This window comes from Paraburkholderia sp., from assembly GCF_036488505.1.
GTDB lineage: Bacteria > Pseudomonadota > Gammaproteobacteria > Burkholderiales > Burkholderiaceae > Paraburkholderia.
Genome location: NZ_DASXHN010000035.1, coordinates 1 through 7,843 on the forward strand (window position 1 = coordinate 1; position 7,843 = coordinate 7,843).

General features: G+C 62.9%; 6 protein-coding genes and 1 pseudogene. 2 read left to right on the forward strand and 5 right to left on the reverse strand.

Features of this window, described 5'->3' with window-relative positions:
• Both VGH68_RS02175 and VGH68_RS02180 read right to left on the reverse strand, forming a co-directional pair.
• A pseudogene (locus tag VGH68_RS02175) lies at positions 1-1,086 on the reverse strand (IS1182 family transposase); the annotation flags it as partial.
• A 182-nt stretch (positions 1,087-1,268) separates the two neighbouring features.
• Positions 1,269-2,423: an acyltransferase gene (locus VGH68_RS02180; RefSeq protein ID WP_331601863.1), complete on the reverse strand. Its 1,155-nt coding sequence runs from the start codon at positions 2,421-2,423 to the stop codon at positions 1,269-1,271.
• Positions 2,424-2,611: 188 nt separating this feature from the next.
• On the opposite strand from VGH68_RS02180, the gene VGH68_RS02185 reads away from it, so the two are divergent.
• Both VGH68_RS02185 and VGH68_RS02190 read left to right on the forward strand, forming a co-directional pair.
• A complete protein-coding gene (locus tag VGH68_RS02185; RefSeq protein WP_331601864.1) occupies positions 2,612-2,986 on the forward strand; it encodes a hypothetical protein in 375 nt (124 codons plus the stop codon).
• Positions 2,987-3,337: 351 nt separating this feature from the next.
• Positions 3,338-4,462, forward strand: coding sequence for a hypothetical protein (locus VGH68_RS02190; protein ID WP_331601865.1), 1,125 nt, complete (start codon positions 3,338-3,340; stop codon positions 4,460-4,462).
• Positions 4,463-4,598: 136 nt separating this feature from the next.
• On the opposite strand, the gene tkt is transcribed toward VGH68_RS02190, so the two are convergent.
• The 3 genes from tkt to VGH68_RS02205 all read right to left on the reverse strand — a co-directional run bounded on the left by tkt (position 4,599) and on the right by VGH68_RS02205 (position 7,799).
• Complete coding sequence (gene tkt, locus VGH68_RS02195; RefSeq protein WP_331601866.1) at positions 4,599-6,683, reverse strand: transketolase; 2,085 nt, start codon at positions 6,681-6,683, stop codon at positions 4,599-4,601.
• Between the two features lie 254 nt (positions 6,684-6,937).
• On the reverse strand, positions 6,938-7,483 hold the full coding sequence (locus VGH68_RS02200; RefSeq protein WP_331601867.1) for a cupin: 546 nt from the start codon (positions 7,481-7,483) through the stop codon (positions 6,938-6,940).
• Positions 7,484-7,622: 139 nt separating this feature from the next.
• Positions 7,623-7,799 carry a hypothetical protein gene (locus VGH68_RS02205; RefSeq protein ID WP_331601868.1) on the reverse strand — a complete coding sequence of 59 codons (177 nt, stop codon included), beginning with the start codon at positions 7,797-7,799 and terminating at the stop codon, positions 7,623-7,625.
• Between the last annotated feature and the right edge of the window lie 44 nt (positions 7,800-7,843).

The window sequence follows — 7,843 nt, forward strand, 5'->3', positions numbered from 1 at the left end:
CGACGGTGTTGAATCGATGGATGGCGCGCTCGCCAGCGGGGCATCGATAGATATCACCTTTCGCCTCGTAGACAAAGTCGGCTTTCGTAAAGAGACCTTTCTTCCTTGATGCTGAGGTGAGCGGCTTGGGAACGTACGCACTGATGCCATTCAGATCGCACGCACGTATCTCCGGCCCGCTGAAGTAACCCCGGTCAGCGACAACCTTCAGCTTCGGTTTGCCCATCGCGTTCTTCGCAGACACCGCCATTCTGCTGAGTTGCCCGTGATCATTTCCGACGTTAGTCACGTCGTGCTCCACGATCAGGTGATGTTTCGTGTCTACGGCTGCCTGAACGTTGTAGCCCACTATGCCGGAGCCTCTCCCGCTTGTTGCCATGGATCTCGCATCGGGATCGGTCATCGACAGCTGTTTGTCCGGTTGCTTCTCTAACTGCTTCCTGATCTGTGCAAGCTCGCGCATCTGCTGGCGCAGGCGGGCGATCTTCTCGTACAGACGAACAGTCTTCACATCGAAACCTGTTGGACTGGTCCGGTCCGCAGTTGCAATCAGGTCGAGATACCGCTGCACGCTTTCCTCGATCTGCTGCTGACGCTTGTCGATCTTGCTTGCGGTGTAGTTCCTGTCACGGCTGTTTGACGCCTTGAACTTGCTACCGTCGATGGCAACCATGTCACTGCATAGCAATTTCAGCCCGCGACACAATTCGACGAAACGCCGGCATACGTTGCGAATGGCTGCGCCGCTGTCACGGCGAAAGTCTGCGATCGTCTTGAAGTCCGGAGCCAGACGTCCCGTTAGCCACATCAGCTCGACGTTGCGCTGACATTCACGCTCAAGACGCCGGCTCGAAGGAATCCGGTTCAGGTAGCCGTATATATAGATCTTGAGCATCACACCTGGGTGGTAGGACGGGCGCCCCGTGATCGCTGGCGTGGTCCCGTTGAACCAAGATCCGCAAGGTCCAGCTCTTCGACGAAGGCGTCTATGACCCTGACCGGGTTGTCCTGTCCGATGTAGTCATCTACACATTCGGGAAGTAGTGCGACCTGCTTGCGGTCATCGCCTTCAACAAATCGCTTCATGAGTCACCTGGTCTCATTGCGTTGATTCAGTTTAGGCGATCAATGTGTTTTCACACACTCTGGTTCGATCAGCGACAACGGTTCTCTTGTAACCCGACTAGTGAAATCTCCAGCCGAGTAACCGACTACGCTATTAGACACACGACGCTGATCCTTCATCTGGGCGGCATCCGCGTTCCAGTCTAACCGGCCCGCGATTCCAATAGAGGGCACCGTCCGGCGCCCACATCGGGGCGTAGCCACTGCCGTTTAACGCAGCGCTCTAGCGGCGTCGCATAGCCCCGCGATATCAGTACGCTCAAGGCGGCCGACAGCGCCAGAAAGACCGCGAGCAACAACAGTTTGTCGTCGCCGTGCGTCGCCGATGGCGGATACACCGTGCGAAGGCCGGCAAGCACAATGAGATGGAATAGATAAAGCTCATAGCTAATTCTGCCGCTCAGGCATAGCGGCGCCAGCAGGTGAGCTTTGCCGCGAGAACCGTTGGCGTGTGCACCGATCAGCAACACGGCCGTGCCGAGCGCGATGCAGGTCACCCCGAAGACGTGGCTTTGCGCAATGGGCCACGCAACGTACAGGACCGTCATTCCGGCGCCCGCCAGCCATTGCGCAGTGCCCGCTGCAAGCGCAGGCCAGGGTGGCCGTTCGGCCAGCAGCGCCGTACAGCAGCCGATCGCAATTGCGTCGAAGCAGGAGAAGTATGCGTAGAGAAATCCGCCTTCGTCGCCGGAATGCATCGCCCGGTATAAAGGGCCGACCGCGACCACGAGCACCCAGAACCCGAGCAGTCGCACATCGCGGCGCAGCGCGAGGCAAATCAGCGGAAACGTCAGATAGAACACCTCTTCCACCGACAGCGACCACAGCACGCCAAGCGCGTAATTGACCCAACCGTGTGTGACGATCAGCACGTTCATCCAGAAAGTCAGCGACGCGAGATCAACGAGCCAGAACGACACGGGCACGCCGAGCGGCGCATGATTGCGGAACATCGGCACACCGGCCGCCGCAAGCCCGTTGACGAGGACGAGCAGCAGGACCAGGCAAGGCATGATGCGCGCTATGCGTGACACGTAGAACGTGCGCGCGTCGATTGCACCGAGGCCGCCCCATCGGCGCCGAGCGTTTGACGTGATCAGGTAGCCCGAGATGACGAAAAACATTGTTACGCCGTAGTTGCCGTTTCGGACCACCGCATGGACGGCATCCCAGCCAAATGCGCGCGCGACGGCCGTATCGCGCAGCACGTAAGCGATGTTGAAGTGGTGCAGCAGGACGAGCAGGATCGAAACGCCGCGCAGTGCATCGATCCGCGGATTGCGCGGGAGGCTGCTCATTGCGTCTTCCGCGGTGTCGCGTCTGTCGGTACGGGCGGCGCCCGAAGCAGCGCTTTGCGCGAGCGGCTGTTGTTTGCCTCAACGGATCCAATCTCGTCGCCCGTACGGGTGCGACCAGCACGGTAGCCTGGACGAGACTGTCTACCTCGTCGACAATCCATTTTCATTTCACGGACGATATAGCACCGATGCTGAGAAGAAAAGTATTCATCGTGTCTCTATACGCGGCTTTGTTCACAGGCAGTGCGGCTTCCGAACAAATACAGAGACCACCCGGACCGGTGATGATGGTTCATTTCGATTACTACCCAAAGGACAGAGCGCGGATTCACGTGCTGGAGCGTCGGCTGGAAACCGCGATAAAGCGAGCAGGTGTTGGCGAGCTTGGTGAAACCGAATATCACATTGACGGCAATGATGGCTACCTGTACATGTACGGCCCCGATCCCGATCGGCTGTATACGGTTGTGAGTCCGATTTTGAAGTCTTCCAGCTTGATGTCCGACGCCGAGGTCACGAAGCACTATGGACCTCGCACGGAAACCTTCGCGATTCACCGATAGGGGGTTCCCGATCCGCAAACACACCGAGACGACCATCCGCTTCTGCCTCGATGCTGGAAAGCTGTCGTCTGAATCGGTCAGGTGTCAGGTGGCGCCACTATCGCGTGGTGGCTCTCGCGCGTCAAACGATAAAAGGTAGCGCCGCGCGAAAGAATTTCTTATGACGCGCGCGGCTGTAGGCTGCAACGATTCGTTTTTCACTGGCGATGCGAAGCGAACACTGCTGTTGAGAACCTGCAGGTCCGTCGTGGGGTCGACCAGCGACAGCCGCTTGCCCAGGAATGCGGACTGCTACCGCCGACGGCACCCCTCGTTCTTCCCCGAATTACATTCCGCTTGACGCCCCTTCCCATGTTCCGAACAGTTCCCCTCGTCGCCGCGTTATGCGCCGCCTGTCTCGCTGCCGGCTGCGTGCACGTCGGGCCGACGCGCCTGAAAGCCGATCAGGTCGATTACGCGCGCGCACTCGGCGACGCGAAGAAGCGCGCGATTCTTGCCGCCGTGATCGGTCTGCGCTACGGCGATGCGCCGGCCTTTCTGACCGTCAGCAGCATCATCGCCGCCTATACGTTCGAGACCACCGGCGGCGCGACCCTTAATGCCGGGTCGGGCGCGATGCCGGACTATGCGCAGGCGACCGGCTCCGTGTCCTATTCGAATCGCCCGACCTTCACGTTCACGCCGACCACCGGCGACGCGTTCGCGTCCGCGTACATCCGGCCGCTCGCGCCGTCGCTGGTGCTGCCGCTAGCCGAAGGTGGCGTGCCGATCGATCTACTGCTGCGGATCACCGCGCAGTCGATCGGCGGTCTGCAGAACGGCAATGCGCTCGGCGGCGAAAACAGCGCGGGCGCGCCGGGCTTCTTCGAGTTGCTGCGGGCGCTGCGGCGCTTGCAGCTGGCCGGCGAACTGAACGTCGAATCGCGCGAGCTCGAGACCCGAACCCGCGATAAGGCGGCCAGCGGCAACAGCGTGGCCAACACCGCGCAGATGGGCGTGTTCCTCGTGATCGGCGCGACCACGAGCGGCGAGTCGCCGCGCACGGCCGCGGATGTCGCGCAGGTGCGCAAGCTGCTGCATCTGTCGGCGAAAACGCGCAGCTACGAGGTGGTGTACGGTCCATCGTCGACGTATCGGAAGGGCGAGCGCATCCCGATGGTCACGCGCTCGGTGCTCGGCATCCTCAGCGATCTTGGCGCCCAGGTGCAGGTGCCGCCCGAGCGTGTCAGCGACGGTTCGACCAAACCCACAGTCGGTCTGATCGGCGGCGAAACACGGCCCACGATCATCGTCCATTCGGGCAAGACCGCACCCGCTGACGCGTATGTGACGATCGCCTATGGACCATCGATGTATTGGGTCGAGCGCAACGACTTCGATTCGAAATATGCGTTCACCGTGGTGCAGAATCTGATGGCGCTCGCCGAGGCCGACACCAGCAACAAGGCGCCGGTGGTGACGATTCCGGCAAGCTGAGCGATGCGAGTAGGAACGGCGGCCTGGGCGGGCCGCCGTTTGTCGCGCGTTGAATCGCTTGCATTGATCGGGATTCAGCCGCGCGGGGATTCGCGCGGTGCGATGCGCGCTTTGCACGCGCGTCGAACCCAAGCCGTCACTGCGCTTGGCCCTGCGACTTCACCCGTTCGATCTGCTGCTTCGCCGCCTCGTACACGCGCTCCGGCGTGAAGCCGAACTTCTTCTTCAGATCGGCAAGCGGCGCCGACGCGCCGAACGTATGCATCACGATCTGCGCGCCGAGCCGCCCGGTATAGCGATCCCAGCCGAGCGACGCGGCCTGCTCGACCGCGACGCGCGCTGGCACGTCCTCGGGCAGCACCGACTCCTGATAGGCACTGTCCTCGCGCTCGAACAGATCCCACGACGGCATCGACACGACGCGCGCCGCAATGCCCTCGCCCTTCAGCTTCTCGTACACGTCGACGCAGATCGACAGTTCGCTGCCGGTCGCCATCAGAATCACCTGCGGCTTCTGACCCGACGGTGCATCGGCGAGCACATAGGCGCCATGCTTGACGCCGCTTGCGGACGCATAGCGGCTGCGATCGAGCGTCGGCAGCGGCTGGCGGGAAACGACGATGCAGGTCGGCCGGCGCGGCTGCGTGAGCGCGACGCGCCACGCCTCGGCCGCTTCGTTCGCATCGCCGGGGCGCAGCACCGTGAGGCCCGGCACGCCGCGCAGCGATGCGAGCTGCTCGATCGGCTGATGGGTGGGGCCGTCCTCGCCGACACCGATCGAATCGTGCGTAAACACGTAGATGGCGGGCACTTCCATGATCGCCGACAGCCGGATCGGCGGTTTCATGTAGTCGCTGAAAATCAGGAACGTCGAGCCGTACGGCCGCAGATTCGACAGCGCTAGACCGTTGACGACCGCGCCCATCCCGTGTTCGCGAATGCCGAAGTGCAGATTGCGGCCGCCATAGTTGTCCGCTTCGAAGCTGCCCGCGCCTTCGAACTTGAGGTTGGTTTTCGTCGACGGCGACAGGTCGGCCGCGCCGCCGATCATCCACGGCACACGTGCGGCAATCGCATTGAGCACCTTGCCCGACGATTCGCGCGTCGCGATGCCTTTCGGGTCCGCGTCGAAGTTCGGGATATCGCTGTCCCAGCCTTGCGGCAATTCGTGCGCTTCGATCTGCGCGAATTCGCGCGCGAGCTCCGGATACTGCTTCTGATATGCGTCGAAGCTGGCCTGCCATTGTTCGCGCGCGGCCTTGCCACGCGCGCCGATGCCTTGCGCGAAGCGTTCGTGCACACCCTCTGGCACATAGAAGAATTTGTCTTCGGGCCAGCCGTACGCCTTCTTGGTCAGCGCGACTTCCTCGACGCCGAGTGCTTCGCCATGCGCGGACGCGGTGTCCTGCTTGTGCGGCGAGCCCCAGCCGATGATGCTGTGCACGACGATCAGCGTCGGGCGGTCGGTCACGCTCTTCGCCTCGACCAACGCCTTTTCGAGCGCGGCCGCGTCGTTCGCATCGTCGACGTGCAGCGTATGCCAGTTGTAGCCGCGAAAGCGGCTCTCCACATCGTCGCTATACGCAAGGTCCGTATGGCCCTCGATCGTCACGCGATTGCTGTCGTAGATCCAGATCAGATTCGACAGCTTCAGATGGCCGGCGAGCGACGCCGCTTCGTGCGAGATCCCTTCCATCATGTCGCCGTCGCCGCACAGCGCGTAGACGCGGTAGTCGAACAGCGGCGCGTCCGGCTGGTTGAAACGGTTTTCGTACCAGCGAGCGGCCATCGCCATGCCGACGCTGTTGCCGAGCCCCTGGCCGAGCGGCCCGGTGGTGGTCTCGACGCCGGTCGTCATCCGATATTCGGGGTGGCCCGGCGTTTTGCTGTCGACCTGGCGGAAATGCTCGATGTCGTCGAGCGATACGGCGGGCGCGGCGGTCGGCTTGCCGTGCTCGTCGACGGCCTTCACGTTGGCCAGATGCAGCAGCGAATAGAGCAGCATCGACGCGTGTCCGACCGACAGCACGAAGCGGTCGCGATTCGGCCACAGCGGTTCATCCGGGTCGTAGCGCAGATGGTTTTGCCACAGGTGATAGGCGACCGGCGCGAGCGCCATCGGCGTGCCGGGGTGACCGGAATTGGCTTTCTGCACGGCGTCCATCGACAGCGTGCGGATCGTGTTGATGCACAACTGATCGAGGGCGGGGTCGTTTTGCATGAGGCGCTCCTTGTTCGGCAATTCGAAAGATGGCCGCAACGCACTGCGCGGCGCTCGCGCGGAGCCGCGCATCGGTCGGCATGGCATCGCGCGTGCCAGTGCGCACAGCGGCCGCACCGGCAGTCCAGCAGCGCCGCAGGTTAGCGGTGCATGAATGCACTGGGGAAATCGCGGCGAAGCCCACAGATGATGCGCCTATCCACGACGCTCTGCACGCGATGCGGCGGCGGATAGGCGTTTGCAAACCGGCGACGTCAGCCGGCGTGCATCCAATGCTCGATCAGCGGACCGTGCTTGCCGTCGATCGGATCGAGCGGCGGAAACGGCAATGCTTCCATTTGCGCGAGTTCGGCCGGCGTTAGCGCTTCCCGGCGGATGTCCCACTGCTGTCCGGCTGGATAGCCCGCCACCACCTGGAACTGCCGCTCGAACGATTGCAGGCAATGGCCGGTGCCGGCCGGCAACAACAGCACGTCGCCCGCCTCTAGCGTCACGACGCGCCCGCCCGGCCCGCCGACGATCACCTCGGCGCGCGCCTCGGTCACGCCGAGCACTTCATGCGCGGTCGCATGGAAATGATGGAAGTCGAAGATGCTGTCGCGCCATTGCGCCGGCCACGCGTTGCGCTGAAACAGGACTTCGAACGCGGCGGCGAGATTGCCGCTTGCCGGCGACAACCCGCGCCGGTAGACCACGACCGGTAGCTTGCGATTGTTCGGCACCCAGTCGTGCGGCTCGAGCATGAAGGTTTCGTACTCGGTCTGCGCGGCGTCGAAACCGTGTTTCGACTCGTTGAACATGGTTGGCTCCTGCTTTCCGATGCGGGGTAAAGGCCGCGAACCCGAAGCGCCAGTCCTGCCCGCGGCATCTCGGGCAGGTGCACGTGGGATGGCCGCACTGCCGGCCGGCGCGGCGGTTCGCGTGCCGTCGGGTGACCGGCTAGCCGCCGCCGATGCCTTGCTGCACCTTGCCGGTGCCGCTGCACAACGTGCAGCGTTTGCCTTCCACCTGACCTGTGCCGTGGCACGCGCGGCACACATCCTCGCCTGCGCCCGGGGCGTCGGGCGGTACTTCGTCGCCGGGATTCATCGGCTGGGGCTGATTGTCCTGAGCCATGCGCTTTCTCCTAGGTGCTGCTGACGGACTTCGTACGCGATGTG